Source organism: Cryobacterium sp. SO2, assembly GCF_026151165.2.
Lineage (GTDB): Bacteria > Actinomycetota > Actinomycetes > Actinomycetales > Microbacteriaceae > Cryobacterium.
On the sequence record NZ_CP117849.1, the window covers coordinates 2,267,799 to 2,284,310 of the forward strand.

Below are 16,512 nucleotides of genomic sequence, written 5' to 3' on the forward strand. Positions count from 1 at the left end.
ACCTGATCTGTCGGGCACTACGAGGGGTCTACGAGTTGACCTAGTTGCTGTTCTGCAGCTCCCAAACCAGGTCGATGCTTGTCGATGCGCCCTGGAGAGCATCGATTTCGAGCTGCGACAGGCCAGTTGCGTCGAATTCCCAGGTGCCTCTGTACGTCCGGGATTCCCCTGCCGTGTTCCCGGTGGTGGCCCACGCGCTGCCGCCGGTGGCGTAATTCTGGTTGACAGTCGACAGTGTTGTCAGTGACTCAGCAGGCAAGACCGTGACAGTCGGGTCGACGGTGAAGCCGGTGCAGTCAGCGAAGCTTCCGCCTGTGCCCTGTTCGATGATCAAGGTGATGTAATCCTCAAGCCCCTGGGCAGACGGCGAAAGGTTTTGCACGTATGCCTTCACAATGCCAGGAACTGACGACGACGCCGTCACGACGATGCACTTCTGTCCAGTGTCACCAGGGGTTGCATTGGTCACCTGAAAACCGGCGGTGCCGTTGTCATCGTCGGTGAGGGTCACGCTGCCGGTGCTCCAACTGTTGCCCGGGTTGCGAGTCGACGATGAGAACGCCGCGTTTGAGGCCTGGAATACCATCAGGCCGGCGACCAGGATGGCTGCCGGGCCAACCGCCACGGTTACGATCCGTCGGGTGAGAATACTGGGTTTGCTCATGGCAGGTCCTTTGGATCGAGTGCAAATCGGGGTCCACAATGGAAGCCGCGATGGACGACCCAATCGAAAAACTGAGCTGTCCCATCCAAGGAAAAAACCCGGTAGACCCAAAAATTCGTTTGCCCTTGTGGTCAAGATATCGGTGAGACATCCTCAAGCGCAAGCTGAATTTGAAACATCGTCAGATGCCTTACTCGGCAACCTGCAGGGGCGTGAACGAATTCTCGCCCTGAGCAGCCCTGTGCTCGACCGTCTCACCGCTGCCTGAGCCCCGAACAAGGCCCGGATCAGCCCGTTCGGAGGGTCATCGTGCTGCCGCGGGCACCAGATCGGCTAGATTGGTTCAGCAGTACTGAAGGCACCTCACCATCGACACGGTGCCGCTGAATCGAATCGGAGTGTCATGACCAACGCTGACCGCGTTCCCGAAAAGCCCGCCCTCGAAGGGCTGGAAGCCAAATGGGAAACCAGTTGGGAAGCGCGGGGCACCTATCGTTTCGACCGTGCCGGCGCCACCAAGGCCTCGATCTTCTCGATCGACACCCCGCCGCCCACAGCCTCCGGCTCCCTGCACATCGGCCATGTGTTCAGCTACACCCACACCGACGTCGTCGCCCGATTCCAGCGGATGCGCGGTAAGAGCGTCTTCTACCCGATGGGCTGGGACGACAACGGCCTGCCCACCGAGCGCCGCGTGCAGAACTTCTACGGCGTGCGCTGCGACCCGTCGCTGCCGTACACTCCCGACTTCGTGCCGCCGTTCGAGGGCGGCGACGGCAAGAGCACCAAGGCCGCAGACCAGCTGCCGGTGAGCCGCCGCAACTTCATCGAACTCTGTGAACGCCTCACCGTCGAGGACGAGAAGCAGTTCGAAGAACTCTGGCGCACCCTGGGCCTGTCCGTGGACTGGACCCAGAGCTACCGCACCATCGCGCCGGAGTCGATCACCGCCTCCCAGCTCGCGTTCATCGGCAACGTCAACCGCGGCGAGGCCTACCAGGCCATGGCGCCCACCCTGTGGGACGTCACCTTCCGCACCGCCGTCGCCCAGGCCGAGCTCGAAGACAAGGAGATGCCCGCCGCGTACCACCGGGTCTCCTTCCACAAGCCGGATGGCTCCACCATCGAGATCGAGACCACCCGCCCAGAACTCCTTGCCGCGTGTGTCGCCCTCGTGGCGCATCCGGACGACGACCGCTACAAGCCGTTCTTCGGCACCACGGTGCGCACCCCGATCTTCGACGTCGAGATCCCGATTCTCGCCCACCACCTCGCCCAGAAGGACAAAGGCTCGGGCATCGCCATGATCTGCACCTTCGGTGACGTCACCGACGTGGTCTGGTGGCGTGAACTCGACCTGCCCAACCGCGCCATCATGGGCTTCGACGGCCGCATCATCGCCGAGGCGCCCGACGTCATCGTCAGCCCGGACGCACAGGCCGCCTACGCTCAGCTGGCCGGCAAGACGGTCTTCTCGGCCAAGCAGGCCATGGTCGACCTGCTCCGCGCATCCGGCGACCTGATCGGCGAGCCGAAGCCTATCGTGCACCCCGTGAAGTTCTTCGAGAAGGGCGACAAGCCCCTCGAGATCGTCTCCACCCGCCAGTGGTACATCCGCAACGGCGCCCGCGACGAGAAGCTCCGCGCCCGCCTGATCGAACACGGAACGGCCCTGCAGTGGCATCCTGAGTTCATGCGCGTGCGCTACGAGAACTGGGTCAACGGCCTCACCGGTGACTGGCTGGTCTCCCGCCAGCGCTTCTTCGGGGTTCCGCTGCCCGTCTGGTACCCGCTCGACGCCGACGCCAACCCCGTCTTCGACCAGCCGATCATCGCCACCGGCGACCTGCTGCCCGTCGACCCGTCGTCGGATGTCGCCCCCGGCTACACCGCGGACCAGCGCGGAGCGGCCAACGGTTTCGTCGGCGAGGTGGACGTGATGGACACCTGGGCGACCTCGTCGCTCACCCCGCAGCTGGCCGGCGGCTGGGAGCGCGACCCCGAGCTGTTCGACCTCGTCTACCCGTACTCGCTGCGTCCGCAGGGCCAGGACATCATTCGCACCTGGTTGTTCTCCACCCTGTTGCGCGCCGAGCTCGAGCACGGCGAGTCGCCGTGGAAGCACGCCGCCCTCTCCGGCTTCATCGTCGACCCCGACCGCAAGAAGATGTCGAAGTCCAAGGGCAACGTGGTCACCCCCGCCGACGTCCTCGTGCAGCACGGCTCTGACGCTGTGCGCTACTGGGCGGCATCGTCGCGCCTGGGCACCGACGCGGCCTTCGACCCCAAGAACCCCACTCAGATCAAGATCGGCCGCCGACTGGCGATCAAGATCCTCAACGCCAGCAAGTTCATCCTCGGCTTCGCCGGCGATGACGCGGCGCCGGTCACCGAGCCCATCGACACGAGCATGCTCGCCCGCCTGGACGTCGTGGTCGGCCAGGCCACAACGGCCTTCGACGGTTTCGACCACGCCCGCGCGCTGGAGCTGACCGAGAGCTTCTTCTGGACGTTCTGCGACGACTACCTCGAACTGGTGAAGGAACGCGCCTACGGCGAGGCCGGCCCGGAGCAGGCATCGGCCGTCGCCGCCCTGCGCCAGGCGCTGTCGACCCTGCTGCGCCTGTTCGCACCCTTCGTGCCATTCGCCACCGAGGAAGCCTGGTCCTGGTCGAACGACGACTCGGTGCACCGCGCGCCGTGGCCCGTCGCGTGTGCGACAACCGCCGACGCCGACACCCTCGCGCTGCTCGACCTCGCCAGCCGGGCGCTCACCGGCATCCGCCGCGCCAAGACCGACGCCAAGGCCTCACAGAAGTCGGCCGTCATCTCGGCCACCATCGGAGGCACGGCGGCTGATGTGGTCTTGCTCAGGCAGGTCGCCGCCGACTTGAAAGCAGTAGGCCGGATCGAGGACTTGACCTTTGTCGAGGCCGACGAGCTGGTCGTCACTGATATCGTGCTCGCCACGGTGTCGGAAATCTAAAGGAGAACCGCATGTCTGTACAGGTCCGCCCGCTGGGCGACAAGGATTTCTTCCCCTGGCTGGGTCTCTTCGAGGGCTATAGCGAGTTCTACAAGAGCGATCTCACCGACGAGAAGGCGCTGCGGGTGTGGAGCTGGATCATCGACAAGAACCACGACCTCGACGGTGCGGTCGCCGTGGCCGACAACGGTGACTTCGTCGGGTTCACGCTCTACCGCCCGTTCCCGCGTACCCTGAGCGGCGATGTCGGGCTCTTCATCGACGACCTGTTTGTGGCACCGGATGCCCGCGACGCCGGCGTCGGCCGGGCCCTGCTGGACTTCGCCAAGGACTATGCCAAGGCGCACAACTACCGTCAGCTGCAGTGGATCACCGCCGCCGACAACGAGACCGCTCAGAAGCTCTACGACGAGGTCGGCGCCCGCACCAGCTGGGTCACCTACGAGGCAGAGGTCTAACCATGCAGCTCGGAACCCGCTGGTCCCTCGGCGCCACGCCGCCGACCAGCTTGCCCGAAGTTGTCGTCATCGCCCTGCAGGCCGTGGAGGGTGACCTCGCCGCTCTGCCCGACGACACCAGCGGCTGGCGCTGGACCCTCACCTGGTTGGAGGGCAACCCGGTCATCGAACTCGACGACGGCACCGTCATCCGGTTCGATCCGAAGGAAGACAGCGCCACCATCACGCAGCCCGCCGTGGTCATGGACGACGAGGACGACTGGATCTGACCTGGCACGCGGTCAGCGCTTCGGCGTTTCCCACCGCCAGAGCGCGGCCAGGCCGAGACCACCCGCGATGCTGAGAGCGCTCAGGCAGAGCTCCCCCGGTGACGAGCCGGTGCGCGCCTGCTGCAGGAGCCGCAGCACCAGCATCGCCCCGGAGGCGCCGTAAGGGTGCCCGAGGGCCAGCGCCCCGCCCTGCTGGTTGGCCAGGTCCGCCGGCAGGCCCATCAGGTCAAGCGAGGCCAACACCTGGGCGGCGAACGCCTCCGTGAACTCCACCCGGTCCACGTCGCCGGCCGACAGCCCGGTGCGGGCGAAGAGCGCCTGCCCGGCCGCTGCCCCGCCCACGCCCAGTAGCGTGGGGTCGACGCCCGCCGGCACCGCATCGACGAAGCTCAGGTATCCGGATGCCCCCCAGGCGTCAGCCTGGGCCCGGCTCGTCACCACAACCACCACCGCACCATCGGCGTCAGCGCAGGAGTTGCCGGCGGTGACGGATCCAGCCGGAGTGAACGCGGCCTGGAAGCGAGCCAGCAAGCTCTCCTCCAGCCCCGGGCGCGGACCGGAGTCCACGGCGAACGGCCCGGCCGGCGTCTGCACGGCCACGATCTCCTCCTCGAAGGCACCTGCCGCTCTCGCGGCCACGGCGAGTTGATGACTGCGCAGGGCGAAGGCATCCTGGCGTGCCCGGGTGATGCCGTAGACAGCCGCGACGGTGTCGGCGGCGACGCCCATGTCCGGGTCTCCCAGGTCGTCCGGGGCGAAGCGCACCCGGTCGTAGAAGTCCGGCGCGTCGGCCGTGGAGCTGAGGCGATGGGCGCGGAGCGGTGCCGTGCTGGTGCTGTCGACCCCACCGGCGAGGTAGAGGCTGCCGGCACCGGCCTGAACGAGCCGGCAGGCCAGCACGATGGCCTCGAGCCCCGACCCACACTGGCGGTCGATGGTCTGCCCGGGCACCGTGACCGGCAGGCCCGCAGTCAGCAGGGCCAGGCGGGCCACATTGCCGCCGCCACCGACAGCGTTGCCGATGATCACGTCATCCACCCTCACCGCCGGGAGCCCGGTGTCGGACAACACTGCGGCCACCACGGCGGCGAGCACCGGCGCCAACAGGTTGTCCTGGGTGACGGTGCGCAGGGCGCCGTGACGGCGGGCGAAGGCGGTGCGTCGGCCGAGCAGGATCACCGGCTCCCGGTCAGCGGATTCGAACGACACGTGGGTCTCCCTGTTTGATCCAGCGGCCGAGGACGCTGCGGCTGACTTTGCCGGCCGCCGTGAGGGGCAGTTCGCTCAACCTGTAGTAGTCGTGTGGCCGTTTCGGAGCCGCCAGCGCCGCGCTGCACACGGCGCGCAGGCCCGCGGCGTCCAGGTCGGTCCCGGCGAGCAGGTCGGCGTCAGCGAGCACAGCGGCGACCACCCGGGAGCCGCGGCTCCCGTCGGGCAGACCAGTCACCACGGCGGCTCGCACTCCCGGCGCCGACTGCAGGGCCGCCTCCACTTCCTGCGGGTAGACGTTGCTGCCCGCGCTCACGATCATGTCGTGGCTGCGACCCAGGTGGTGCAGCACACCCGCCCCGTCGAGGAAGCCGTGGTCGCCCACGGTGCACCAGGCGCCGCGGCGGTGGAAGGCCGTCCCGTCGTCGTCCCAGAGGTAGCCGTCGCAGACCAGGCCGCTTGCGACCTGGATGATTCCGGCCGCCCCGGGTGCGACAGGTTCGTCATCCTGGTCGACGATCCGGATTCGCACCCCGGGAAAGGGCAGCCCAACGGCCGTTTCGGTGGGCTCCGGCACCTGGCCGGGGGCCAGCGCCGTGACGGACACGAATCCGAGCTCTGCAGCGCCGTAGTAGGTGAACAGGGTCGCGGCGGGTGCCCACCGCTGCAGCAGCCGGGTGGTGTCACGGTCGAGCTTGGCGCCCCCGCTGACGATGCCGGTGACCCCCTGGCACAGCCGGTTCGCCGCCAACCCGCGCTGGGCCAGCATCCGCAGCACGGCCGGCACGGCCACCAGCCGGGTGATGCCGTGGTTCTCGATGCAGTCGAGCGCCGACGCCACGTCAAAACTCGGCAGCGCGTGAAAGGTCGCCCCGACGTGGAGGGATTCGGCCAGGGCATAGAGATTCAGGCTGGCGCTGAGCGGTCCGGGCGCGAGGGTGCTGTCGTGCCGGGTGAGGCCGAGCACCTCGGCGCTTCGCGAGAACGACTGCTGCCAGGAGCGCCGGGTGCGCCGGAACGCCTTGGGCAGCGCTGTCGTGCCCGACGTGAAGCCGTAGAGGAAAGTGGACTCCGGCGGCCCGTCGGTCAGGACGGTCTCCGGGACCGTGGAAGCGGGCGCGGTGCCGAGCCTGCTGAGCCGGGCCGTCACCTCGGCCTGCTGCTCCGCTGGCCACCCCGGATCGAGTACGGCGACGCTGCCGCCGCCGGCGACACCGGCGAGGAACTGCACAACGAACTCGAGGCCATTGGGCTGGCTGACGACAGCGGGGCCGGCCGGGCGGGATCTGCCCAGCGGTGTGCCGCTGAGCCGCTTCAGCACCGCATTACGCAGCTGGGCATAGCTGAGCTGATCGTCGCCGATCTGCACGGCGAGCTGCAGTGGGTGGGTCTCGGCCCTGTGCTGAACCGCGGAGAGAATGGGCATCGCTACCCTTTCTACCGCACGGTGCTACCGCACGGCGATGATCTCGCCGTGTGCCAGAACGAACCAGCCGTCGGGATCCAGCGCCCACTGCCGCCAGGCGGCACTGATCTCGTGCAGGTCCGCCAACCGTGCCACTCCGGCCTCGATGGCCCTGGCCGCGAAGTCCGCCTCGGTGGCGCGTTGCGCCCAGGACTCTCCCCACCATTCCCGTTCCGCCGCCGAAGCGAAACACCAGATCGAGGCGCTGCTGGTCACCTCGGCGAATCCAGCCTGCCTCGCCCAGGCCTTGAGCGCGCGACCGGCGTCTGGGTCGCCGCCGCTTGCGCTGTGCAGCGCGCGGTACACCGCCATCCATGCCGCCAAGGCCGGCAGCTTCGGGTACCAGGCGGCTGCCCCATAGTCTGCATCGCGAGCAGCGAGGATGCCGCCTGGCTTCAGAACCCGACGCATCTCCCGCACCGCCGCCACGGGATCATCGACGAGTTGCAGCACCTGGTGAGCGTGCACGATGTCGACGGATGCGTCGGCCACCGGCAGGGCGTACACATCGCCCACCACGAAGCTCGCGTTGCCCACACCCTCGTCGAAGGCGAGACCGGCCGCTTGCTCCACCGCGGTGGCCGACGCGTCCAGCCCGTACACCCGGCCGGGCGCGAGCCTGCGGGCAAGGTCCACCGTCACGGTGCCCGGACCGCACATCACATCGAGCAGGGTGAGTCCCGGCTTCAGGTATGGCACCAGGTACGCCGCCGAATTCGCCACGGTGCGCCAGGTGAGCACTCGCTGCAGGTGCTCGTGCTGCGGGTGCTCGTGCCCGAGCGGGGGCAGGTCACGCGGCGCGGTCTCCTGCCGGTCGGGGGTGTCGTTCATGGCCAGATCCTACGACGGTGTGCCGCGCACCGCACCGGCACACGCACCGGGCCCGACACTAGGCTGGGTCGATGGCCGACTCCTCGAATCCGTTCCTCGCTCCCAGCACCCTGCCGTACCAGCTGCCGCCGTTCGCCGAGATTCGCGACGAGCACTACCGCCCGGCGTTCGACGCCGGCATGGCCGAGCAACTCGCCGAAATCGCCGCCATCACCGCGGATCCGGCCGAACCGACCATCGAGAATACCCTCGTGGCCCTCGAGCGGAGCGGCCAGGTGCTCACACGCGTGGCGACGGTGTTCTTCTCGCTGAGCTCGTCCGATTCCTCGGAGTTCGGCACCGCCCTCGAAGAGGAGCTCGCGCCCCTGCTCGCGGCCCACACCGACGCCATCCGTCTCGACCAGGCCCTGTACGCGCGCATCGCCGCCCTCTATGACCGCAGAGACGCTCTCGGTCTCGACCCCGAGACCGCCTACCTGCTCGAGCGGTACTACACCGAGTACACCCTCGCCGGAGCAGCACTGTCCGACGCCGACAAGGACACCCTGCGCGACCTGAACATGCGCCTGTCCACCCTCACCACGCGGTTCGAGAAGAACCTGCTCGCCGACACCAACGACCTCGCTGTCGTGATCGACGACGTCGCCGATCTCGACGGTCTCGGCGACGGCGAGATCTCGGCCGCGGCCGAGGCCGCCAGGGAGCGCGGGCTCACCGACAAGTACGTCATCACCCTGGTGCTGCCCACCAGCCACCCGTACCTCGCGTCGCTGAGCAATCGGGCGGTGCGGGAACGCCTGCTCACGGCGTCGCGGTCCCGCGGCATCCGTGGCGGCGAGCACGACAACCGCGACCTGGTGCTCGAGATCACCCGGCTGCGCGCCCAGAGGGCCCGCCTGCTCGGCTTTGATAGCCACGCCGCCTACGTCACGGCGGACGAGACCGCGAAGTCCCCCGAGGCCGTCGCCGACATGCTCGGCCGGCTCGCCCCCGCGGCGGCGCGGAACGCAGAGGCCGAACAGCAGGCGCTGCAGGCGGCGGTGCGCGACTCCGGCGGCGACTTCGACCTCGCTGCCTGGGACTGGGCGTTCTACACCGAGAAGGTGCGTCAGGCGACGTTCGACGTGGACACAAGCGGCATGCGTCCGTACTTCGAACTGGAGCGGGTTCTGCACGACGGCGTCTTCTTCGCCGCCACCCGGCTCTACGGTGTCACGTTCACCGAGCGGCCGGACCTGACGGCCTGGAATCCGGAGGCGCGGGTGTTCGAGGTCGCGGACGAGGACGGCAGCCCCGTCGGCCTGTACATCGCGGACTTCTACACCCGCGACTCCAAGCGCGGCGGCGCCTGGATGAACTCCCTCGTCTCGCAGTCCAGCCTGCTGGGCACCCCGACCATCGTCACCAACAACCTCAACGTGTCCAAGCCGGCCGCCGGCTCTCCCACCCTGCTCAGCTTCGACGAGGTGAACACCCTCTTCCACGAATTCGGCCACGCCCTGCACGGCCTGTTCGCCCAGGTCACCTATCCGCGGTTCGCCGGCACCAATGTCTACCGCGACTTCGTCGAGTTCCCCAGTCAGGTCAACGAGATGTGGATGCTCTGGCCGGAGGTGCTGGAGAACTATGCCAGGCACTACCGCACCGGCGAGGCGATGCCCCAGGAACTCGTCGACCGCATCCGCGAATCTGCCACCTTCAACGAGGGCTTCGCCACCAGCGAGTACCTCGCCGCCGCGCTGCTGGACCAGGCCTGGCACCGCATCGGCGCCGACGACACCGTCACGGATGTGGCCGGGTTCGAGGCCGACGCGCTGGCCGCCGTGGGCCTGGACAACCCGGCGGTGCCCACCCGGTATGCCAGCACCTACTTCGCGCACACCTTCTCCGGCGGCTACGACGCCGGCTACTACTCGTATATCTGGAGCGAGGTGCTCGACGCGGACACCGTGGCCTGGTTCACCGAGAACGGCGGCCTCACCCGGGCCAACGGCGACAGGTTCCGCGCCCGGCTCCTGGGCGTGGGCGGCAGCGGCGACCCCCTGGCCGCCTACCGCGACTTCCGCGGTCGCGACGCGCACATCCAGCCCCTCCTCGACCGCCGCGGCCTCAACTAGCCGCCCGCCGCCCGCGTCGCCCGCCGCCCGCCGCCCGCCCCACTCGCTCCCAGCAACTGTTCCCCGTGCGGACAAATGCGCCCGGCACACCGGGCGCACTTGTCCGGAACGGTAACAGTTGGCCGGTGGGAGCGTGGCTGCGGAGCGTCGCAGCTGCGGCGCGGCGGCTCAGTGGTAGAGCGCGCTGTAGGCGTTGATGGCCGGCTGGCCGCCCAGGTGGGCGTAGAGCACGTTGCTGTCGGGGCCAATGTCGCCGCTCGTGACCAGGTCGATCAGTCCGGCCATCGACTTGCCCTCGTAGACGGGGTCGATGATCACGCCCTCCAGGCTCGCGGTGAGCCGGATGGCATCGTTCGTCGACTCGACGGGGATGCCGTAGAAGTCGCCGGCCCAGCCCTCCAGCACCGTGATCTCCTCGTCGGCGATGGCACGGCCCACACCGATCAGTTCCGCGGTGTTGCGGGCGATACGGGCGACCTGGTCGCGGGTCGCCTCGATCTTGGCCGATGCGTCGATGCCGATCACCCGGCGCTTGGCGCCCCCGAAGTTCGTCTCCAGGTCGGCGAACCCGGCGATCATGCCGGCGTGCGTGGAGCCCGTGACGCTGCACACGACGATGGTGTCGAAGAACACACCGAGCTCGGCCTCCTGCGCGGCGACCTCGTGCGCCCAGTTGGCGAAACCCAGCCCCCCGAGGCGGTGGTCAGAGGCGCCGGCCGGGATCGGGTACGGCGTGCCGCCGGCGGCCTCGACGTCGGCGATGGCCTGCGTCCAGGAGTCCTTGAACCCGATACCGAAGCCGTCGGAGGAGATGCGCACATCCGCTCCCGTGAGGCGGGACAGCAGGATGTTGCCGACCCTGTCGTTCACGCTGTCGGGCCAGTCCACCCACTGTTCCTGCACGAGCACGGCCTTGAGGCCCAGGTGCGCGGCGACCGCGGCGACCTGCCGGGTGTGGTTGGACTGGATGCCGCCGATCGACACCAGGGTGTCGGCGCCCTGGGCGAGGGCCTCCGGAATGAGGTACTCGAGCTTGCGGGTCTTGTTGCCGCCGAAGGCGAGACCGCTGTTGACGTCTTCGCGCTTGGCCCAGATGCGGGCGCCGCCGAGGTGGGCGCTCAGCCGGTCCAGCGGGTGGATCGGGCTCGGGCCGAAGGTGAGCGGGTGACGGGGGAAATCGCGCAGTGCCATGGGGTCCTTTGTTGTGGGGTGAGCGGTGTGGGGTGAGCGGTGTGGGTGGGCGGTGCAGTGGGAAGGTCAGTCGGCGTGGTGCTCGGCGGCCGTGGCGAGCATCCGGCCCAGGGTGAGCCAGTTCTCCCGAACGGCGGCTCCGGCCTCGATGGCCAGCCCGTCCGCGCACAGGCGGATGATGCGCTCATGGTCGGCCACGGATGCCCGACCCGCCAGGGAGGAGAACCGGGCCCGCTCGAGGCGCCTCAACGTGGGGGTGACCTGCTCGAGCAGCGCGGGCAGCAGCTCGTTGGCACTGGCCCGCACGGCGACACCGTGGAAGTCGTCATCCGCGGTGATGGCGGCGTCGACGTCGTTCGCCGCCAGGGCCAGCCGGAACCGTTCGTTGGCGGCCGTCATGAGAGCGAGGTCGGCGGCCGTGAGCTGGGCGACGGCCTCGCGCGCGGCCAGCTCGTGCAGCGACGCCGCAATGGCCTGGGCGTTCATCGCCGCACGCTCATCCAGGGGCGCCACGATGGTCTGGCGGGCTCGTTCGGTGCGCACCAACCCCGCCGCCTCCAGCCGCGTTATGGCCTCACGGATCGGCGTGCGGCTCACGCCGAGCCAGGACTCCAGCTCGGCGTCCCGCAGCTTCTCCCCCGGCGCCAGGGTGCCGTCGACGATGGCCGTGCGGAGGGCGTCGTAGGCGTAGTCGCGCAGCGAGGCGGGGCGATGGGTGGCATCAGGAACGGGAACCGGCATGCAATATATTACATATCCCCGAGGAGCCTTCTGTCAACCCGAACGCGCCCGGACCCCCGCCCGCTGCAACTGTTCCCGGTGCGGACAAGTGGTGCCGGCGCACCGGGCGCATGTGTCCGGAATGGGAACAGTCGGCGCCAGACCGACGCCGGGTGGGGCGCGAGACGGCAGGGGTGGAACGCAGAAACGCCCCCGCCGAGGAGGCGGGGGCGGTCTGACGGGACAGGGAGGGGTCGGCTTAGGCCGACTTCTCCTCGCGGCGCGACGAGTGCAGCACGATGGTGGGGGCCGCGTTCTCGAGAACGGACTCCCGAGTGACCACGACGCGGGCGACATCCGTGGCGGACGGCACCTCGAACATGATCGGCCCGAGCACCTCCTCCATGATGGCGCGCAGCCCGCGGGCGCCGGTCTTGCGCAACACGGCGAGGTCGGCGATGGCCTCCAGCGCCGGCTGCTCGAAGTCGAGCTCCACACCGTCGAGTTCGAACATGCGCTGGTACTGGCGCACCAGGGCGTTCTTGGGCACGGTGAGAATCTGCATGAGCGCCACCTGGTCGAGCTGGGTGACCGTGGTCACCACGGGCAACCGGCCGATGAACTCCGGGATCAACCCGAACTTGTGCAGGTCCTCCGGCAGCACCTCGCTGAAGAGGTTGATGTCGTCACCCTTGGTGTGCAGCGGGGCGCCGAAACCGATGCCCTTCTTGCCCGCACGCTGGGAAATGATGTCGTCGAGACCGGCGAACGCGCCCGCCACGATGAACAGCACGTTGGTGGTGTCGATCTGGATGAATTCCTGGTGCGGATGCTTGCGCCCACCCTGCGGTGGCACGGAGGCGACGGTGCCCTCGAGGATCTTCAGGAGTGCCTGCTGCACACCCTCCCCCGAGACGTCGCGGGTGATCGACGGGTTCTCGGCCTTGCGGGCGATCTTGTCGATCTCGTCGATGTAGATGATGCCGGTCTCGGCGCGCTTGACGTCATAGTCCGCGGCCTGGATGAGCTTGAGGAGGATGTTCTCCACGTCTTCACCGACGTAGCCGGCCTCGGTGAGAGCCGTCGCATCCGCCACAGCGAACGGCACGTTGAGCCGCTTCGCCAGGGTTTGCGCGAGGTAGGTCTTGCCACAGCCGGTGGGGCCGATCAGCAGGATGTTGGACTTGGCGATCTCGACATCGTCGTGGATCGCGTCCGCGGCGGTGAGGGTGGCGCGGGACCGCACGCGCTTGTAGTGGTTGTAGACGGCAACGGCGAGGGAGCGCTTGGCGGCTTCCTGTCCGATGACGTATTCCTCGAGGAATCCGAAGATCTCCCGGGGCTTGGGCAGCTCGAACTCGCTGCCGGCTTCTTCGGCGCCGGCCTCGGCCAGGCGTTCTTCGATGATCTCGTTGCAGAGCTCGACGCATTCATCACAGATGTACACGCCGGGTCCGGCAATGAGCTGCTGAACCTGCTTCTGGCTCTTTCCGCAGAAAGAACACTTCAACAGGTCGGCGCTCTCGCCTATTCGTGCCATCCGTGAGCCTCCTCCATCAATGACGCTGAATCGAGCCTAGCTTGTGCGTGTGACAGATAGGTGCACCCGCGGAACAAAGCGAAACGGCGCGCCGCCGGTGGGGCGGCACGCCGTTTCGCAGCCATCGGACTCCGGGCGGGGCCCGGAGCGGGTGGGACGTGACGTGTTACGTGACGAGTTACTTGACGAGCGTCGGCACGTTTTTGCGGCTGGTCAGGATCTGGTCGATCAGGCCGTACTCGAGGGCCTCGGGGGCGCCGAGGATCTTGTCGCGGTCGATGTCCTTGTGGACCTGCTCCTTGGTGCGGTTGGAGTGACCGGCGAGGGTCTCTTCGAGCCATTCGCGCATCCGCTGGATCTCGGCTGCCTGGATCTCGATGTCGGACGCCTGGCCGCCACCCTGGCCGCCCGCGGAGGGCTGGTGGATGAGGATGCGGGCGTTCGGCAGCGCGAGGCGCTTGCCGGGGGTGCCACCGGCCAGCAGCACGGCAGCGGCGGATGCCGCCTGACCCAGGCAGACCGTCTGGATGTGCGGACGGATGTACTGCATGGTGTCGTAGATCGCCGTCATCGCGGTGAACGAGCCACCGGGCGAGTTGATGTACATCACGATGTCGCGGTCGGGGTCCTGGCTCTCGAGCACGAGGAGCTGGGCCATGACGTCATCGGCTGATGCGTCGTCGACCTGCACGCCGAGGAAGATGATGCGGTCCTCGAACAACTTGGCGTACGGGTCCTGGCGCTTGTAGCCGTAGGCGGTGCGCTCCTCGAAGGTGGGGAGGATGTAGCGCGACTGCGGAGCCTGCGGTGCCATCCCGCCGGCCTGGTGGCCGAAGTTTGTGAATTCCATTGTCTGCCCGTCCTACTTCTTGTTCACTGAGTCGTCGGTACCGCCGCCGCCGACCACTTCCGACGCGAATTCGCGCAGGTGGTCGACAAAACCGTAGGCCAAGGCCTCCTGGGCGGTGAACCAGTTGTCACGGTCGTTGTCGATGAGGATCTGCTCGACCGACTTGCCGGTCTGCTCGGCGGTGAGCTCGGCCATCCGCTTCTTCATGTCGAGGATGACCTTGGCCTGGGTCTGGATGTCGGCCGCGGTGCCGCCGAATCCACCGGACGGCTGGTGCAGGAGCACACGCGCGTTCGGGGTGATGTAGCGCTTGCCCTTGGTGCCGGAGGAGAGCAGGAACTGGCCCATCGAGGCCGCCAGTCCGATTCCCACGGTGACGATGTCGTTCGGCACGAACTTCATGGTGTCGTAGATCGCCATGCCGGCCGTGATCGAGCCACCGGGTGAGTTGATGTAGAGGAAGATGTCCCGCTGCGAGTCCTCTGCTGCCAGCAGCAGGATCTTGGCACAGATCTCGTTGGCGTTGTCGTCGCGCACCTCTGAGCCGAGCCAGATGATGCGGTCGGCCAGCAGTCTGTCAAAAACGCCGGGTGTAGGTGCCATTTCGGCCATGTCGCGCTCCGTTTCGCTTGTCGCTTCAGAATGAATCTATAGGGTCTAACGCGCGCAAACGTCTCTGTTCGCCCTCGGCAGATTCACCGGCCGGGCGGGGCAGAACGCGGCATACACGAAACGGGCCGGATGTCCGAAGACAACCGACCCGTTCTCAGCGCACCCCTGCGGGCGGCGGTGCTACTTCTTTGCTGCGGCCTTCTTCTTCGGCTTGGCCTCGGCGGCCGGAGCCTCCTCGGCTGCGTCCTCGGCGGGCGCCTCGGCGGCCTCATCCGCGGCCGGCTCGTCGTCGACGACGGCCGTGAACTCGGACAGGTCGACGGCGGCGCCGTTGGAGTCGGTGACCTCGGCCTTGCCCAGGGCGATCGCGAGGGCCTTGTTGCGGGCTACCTCGGCGACCATGGACGGGATCTGGCCGTTACCGGACAGCGCCTGAACGAACTCGCTCGGGTCCATGCCGTACTGCGAGGCACCCTGGATCAGGTACTGGGTGAGCTCGTCCTGGCTGACCTTGACCTTCTCGGCCTCGGCGATGGTGTCGAGCAGGATCTGCTGACGGAAGGTCTTCTCGCTGGCCTCGGTGACCTCGGCGCGGTGGGTCTCGTCTTCGAGGCGGTTCTCGCCCTCGAGGTGACGGTGCACCTCGTCGGCGATGATCGCTTCGGGGATGGGGACCTCGACGGAGGAGAGCAGCTGCTCGATGAGCAGTTCGCGAGCCTGGTTGCCCTGGCCGAAGACCTTGGAGCGGCCGACCTGGACCTTGAGGCTCTCGGTGAGCTCCGCGATGGTGTCGAACTCGCTGGCGATCTGCGCGAAGTCATCATCGGCGGTGGGAAGCTCGCGCTCCTTGACGGCGATGACGGTGACGGTGATCTCAGCGGTCTCGCCCTCGTGGTCGCCGCCGAGCAGCTTCGACTCGAAGGTGGTGGTCTCACCGGCGGTGAGGGACTCGAGGGCTTCGTCGATGCCCTCGATGAGGTCGCCGGAGCCGACCTCGTAGGAGATGCCGCTGGCGTTGTCGACCTCGACACCGTTGACGGATGCGACCAGGTCGATCTGCGCGAAGTCACCGGTGGTGGCGGGGCGGTCGACGGTGATCAGCGTGCCGAAGCGGCTGCGCAGCGTGTTGAGCTCTTCGGTGACCTCGTCATCGGAGATGTCCACGGCGTCGACGGTGAGCTTGAGGCCCTCGTAGGCGGGCAGGTCGATCTCGGGACGCACGTCGACCTCGATGGCCAGCAGCAGGTCTCCGGAGAAGTCCTTGTCGCTGGGCCATTCGACGATGTCGGCCTCCGGGCGGCCGAGCGGGCGCAGCTTGTGCTCGTCGACGGCCTTGCGGTAGAAACCGTCGAGGCTCTCGTTGACGGCGTGCTCCAGCACGGCGGACTTGCCGACGCGCTGGTCGATGATGGGCGGCGGAACCTTGCCCTTGCGGAAGCCGGGGATGTTGATGTCCTCAGCGATGTGCCCGTAGGCGTGGGTGATGCTGGGCTTCAGCTCTTCCGGGGTCACCGAGATGGTGACCTTGGCGCGCGTGGGGCTCAGCTTTTCGACCGTGGACTTCACGTTAAGATCTCCTGTGTTCTGACAGATGTGCAGG

At 67.9% G+C, this 16,512-nt stretch carries 14 protein-coding genes; 4 read left to right on the forward strand and 10 right to left on the reverse strand.

All coding sequences use genetic code 11. The features are described 5' to 3' along the window. Positions 1-40 precede the first annotated feature (40 nt). Positions 41-664, reverse strand: a complete 624-nt coding sequence (locus BJQ94_RS10465; RefSeq protein ID WP_265398739.1) for a hypothetical protein — start codon at positions 662-664, stop codon at positions 41-43. Positions 665-1,067: 403 nt separating this feature from the next. Here BJQ94_RS10465 and valS point away from each other — a divergent pair, with 403 nt between their 5' ends. The 3 genes from valS to BJQ94_RS10480 are packed head-to-tail and all read left to right on the forward strand — an operon-like array spanning position 1,068 to position 4,377. Further along, positions 1,068-3,650: a valine--tRNA ligase gene (gene valS / locus BJQ94_RS10470; protein WP_265398738.1), complete on the forward strand. Its 2,583-nt coding sequence runs from the start codon at positions 1,068-1,070 to the stop codon at positions 3,648-3,650. Positions 3,651-3,661: 11 nt separating this feature from the next. Continuing rightward, entirely contained in the window at positions 3,662-4,108 is a 447-nt protein-coding gene (locus BJQ94_RS10475; protein WP_265398737.1) for a GNAT family N-acetyltransferase, read from the forward strand. Positions 4,109-4,110: 2 nt separating this feature from the next. Next, positions 4,111-4,377, forward strand: a complete 267-nt coding sequence (locus tag BJQ94_RS10480) for a hypothetical protein (RefSeq protein ID WP_265398736.1) — start codon at positions 4,111-4,113, stop codon at positions 4,375-4,377. 12 nt (positions 4,378-4,389) lie between these two features. On the opposite strand, the gene BJQ94_RS10485 is transcribed toward BJQ94_RS10480, so the two are convergent. Genes BJQ94_RS10485 through BJQ94_RS10495 form a run of 3 tightly spaced genes read right to left on the reverse strand, consistent with a single transcriptional unit; the run spans position 4,390 to position 7,882 of the window. Beyond that, positions 4,390-5,586, reverse strand: coding sequence for a thiolase family protein (locus tag BJQ94_RS10485; protein WP_265398735.1), 1,197 nt, complete (start codon positions 5,584-5,586; stop codon positions 4,390-4,392). Next, positions 5,567-7,012 (reverse strand): AMP-binding protein, encoded by a 1,446-nt coding sequence (locus tag BJQ94_RS10490; RefSeq protein ID WP_265398734.1) that lies wholly within the window; start codon positions 7,010-7,012, stop codon positions 5,567-5,569. Before BJQ94_RS10490 ends, BJQ94_RS10485 begins: the two co-directional genes overlap by 20 nt. 24 nt (positions 7,013-7,036) lie before the next feature. Next, a complete protein-coding gene (locus tag BJQ94_RS10495; protein WP_265398733.1) occupies positions 7,037-7,882 on the reverse strand; it encodes a methyltransferase domain-containing protein in 846 nt (281 codons plus the stop codon). 71 nt (positions 7,883-7,953) lie between these two features. Between BJQ94_RS10495 and BJQ94_RS10500 the strand changes: the two genes are divergently transcribed. Next, entirely contained in the window at positions 7,954-9,999 is a 2,046-nt protein-coding gene (locus BJQ94_RS10500) for a M3 family metallopeptidase (protein ID WP_265398732.1), read from the forward strand. Between the two features lie 168 nt (positions 10,000-10,167). Here BJQ94_RS10500 and BJQ94_RS10505 read toward each other — a convergent pair whose 3' ends face one another. From BJQ94_RS10505 to tig, 6 genes are all read right to left on the reverse strand, one after another. Further along, on the reverse strand, positions 10,168-11,190 hold the full coding sequence (locus BJQ94_RS10505) for a 1-aminocyclopropane-1-carboxylate deaminase (RefSeq protein WP_265400328.1): 1,023 nt from the start codon (positions 11,188-11,190) through the stop codon (positions 10,168-10,170). A 66-nt stretch (positions 11,191-11,256) separates the two neighbouring features. Further along, on the reverse strand, positions 11,257-11,931 hold the full coding sequence (locus tag BJQ94_RS10510) for a GntR family transcriptional regulator (protein ID WP_265400327.1): 675 nt from the start codon (positions 11,929-11,931) through the stop codon (positions 11,257-11,259). A 238-nt stretch (positions 11,932-12,169) separates the two neighbouring features. Further along, positions 12,170-13,450, reverse strand: a complete 1,281-nt coding sequence (gene clpX / locus BJQ94_RS10515; protein WP_265400326.1) for an ATP-dependent Clp protease ATP-binding subunit ClpX — start codon at positions 13,448-13,450, stop codon at positions 12,170-12,172. 178 nt (positions 13,451-13,628) lie between these two features. Further along, positions 13,629-14,300 (reverse strand): ATP-dependent Clp protease proteolytic subunit, encoded by a 672-nt coding sequence (locus BJQ94_RS10520; protein WP_275875468.1) that lies wholly within the window; start codon positions 14,298-14,300, stop codon positions 13,629-13,631. Between the two features lie 12 nt (positions 14,301-14,312). Further along, entirely contained in the window at positions 14,313-14,912 is a 600-nt protein-coding gene (locus tag BJQ94_RS10525; protein WP_130178823.1) for an ATP-dependent Clp protease proteolytic subunit, read from the reverse strand. Between the two features lie 180 nt (positions 14,913-15,092). Then, positions 15,093-16,478: a trigger factor gene (gene tig / locus BJQ94_RS10530; protein WP_265400325.1), complete on the reverse strand. Its 1,386-nt coding sequence runs from the start codon at positions 16,476-16,478 to the stop codon at positions 15,093-15,095. Positions 16,479-16,512 lie beyond the last annotated feature (34 nt).

What these genes read in the sequence shown, in the direction of transcription:
- BJQ94_RS10465 (WP_265398739.1), bottom strand. Translation starts at nt 664, where the DNA reads ATGAGCAAACCCAGTATTCTCACCCGACGGATCGTAACCGTGGCGGTT.
- valS (WP_265398738.1), top strand. Translation starts at nt 1,068, where the DNA reads ATGACCAACGCTGACCGCGTTCCCGAAAAGCCCGCCCTCGAAGGGCTG.
- BJQ94_RS10475 (WP_265398737.1), top strand. Translation starts at nt 3,662, where the DNA reads ATGTCTGTACAGGTCCGCCCGCTGGGCGACAAGGATTTCTTCCCCTGG.
- BJQ94_RS10480 (WP_265398736.1), top strand. Translation starts at nt 4,111, where the DNA reads ATGCAGCTCGGAACCCGCTGGTCCCTCGGCGCCACGCCGCCGACCAGC.
- BJQ94_RS10490 (WP_265398734.1), bottom strand. Translation starts at nt 7,012, where the DNA reads ATGCCCATTCTCTCCGCGGTTCAGCACAGGGCCGAGACCCACCCACTG.
- BJQ94_RS10495 (WP_265398733.1), bottom strand. Translation starts at nt 7,882, where the DNA reads ATGAACGACACCCCCGACCGGCAGGAGACCGCGCCGCGTGACCTGCCC.
- BJQ94_RS10500 (WP_265398732.1), top strand. Translation starts at nt 7,954, where the DNA reads ATGGCCGACTCCTCGAATCCGTTCCTCGCTCCCAGCACCCTGCCGTAC.
- BJQ94_RS10505 (WP_265400328.1), bottom strand. Translation starts at nt 11,190, where the DNA reads ATGGCACTGCGCGATTTCCCCCGTCACCCGCTCACCTTCGGCCCGAGC.
- BJQ94_RS10510 (WP_265400327.1), bottom strand. Translation starts at nt 11,931, where the DNA reads ATGCCGGTTCCCGTTCCTGATGCCACCCATCGCCCCGCCTCGCTGCGC.
- clpX (WP_265400326.1), bottom strand. Translation starts at nt 13,450, where the DNA reads ATGGCACGAATAGGCGAGAGCGCCGACCTGTTGAAGTGTTCTTTCTGC.
- BJQ94_RS10520 (WP_275875468.1), bottom strand. Translation starts at nt 14,300, where the DNA reads ATGGAATTCACAAACTTCGGCCACCAGGCCGGCGGGATGGCACCGCAG.
- BJQ94_RS10525 (WP_130178823.1), bottom strand. Translation starts at nt 14,912, where the DNA reads ATGGCCGAAATGGCACCTACACCCGGCGTTTTTGACAGACTGCTGGCC.